This is a genomic window from Gluconobacter sp. Dm-74, assembly GCF_018256135.1.
Classification (GTDB): Bacteria; Pseudomonadota; Alphaproteobacteria; order Acetobacterales; family Acetobacteraceae; genus Gluconobacter; species Gluconobacter cadivus.
Genome location: NZ_JAERLX010000031.1, coordinates 780 through 1159, shown reverse-complemented (window position 1 = coordinate 1159; position 380 = coordinate 780). Strand labels below are relative to the sequence as shown.

Genomic DNA, 380 nt, shown 5'->3' with positions numbered 1-380 from the left:
GCTTCAAGGAAGACCTCGTCGGTGATGCGTCGTGCCTGTGTTGCCCAGACAGCCAGTGCCACGGCGGGGAAGATATAAAAATTATTGGCCTGTCCGGGGGTGAGCGTTTTGCCATTCAAAGTAACATCGTCGAACTGGACGCCAGCAGCGAAGAGGGCACGGCCGTCTGTCCAGCGATAAGCCTGTTCGGCGGTACATTCCGCCTTGTCGGTGGGATTGGAGAGCGCGAAAATAACGGGCCTGTCGTTGATGCTCGCCATGGTACGAACGACTTCCTCGGTGAAGCCACCCGCGTTGGTGCTAACGCCGATCAGAACAGTGGGCTTAATGGCTCTGACTGCCGCCGCAAGGTCTTTCGTCGCGGCATGGGAGTGGGCGAA

1 pseudogene (only partly in view) is annotated in these 380 nt (G+C 58.4%); it reads right to left on the bottom strand.

Annotated features, from left to right (window positions below):
* A pseudogene (gene maeA, locus JK208_RS15835) lies at window positions 1–380 on the bottom strand (oxaloacetate-decarboxylating malate dehydrogenase) (its annotated part continues 779 nt past the right edge of the window); the annotation flags it as partial.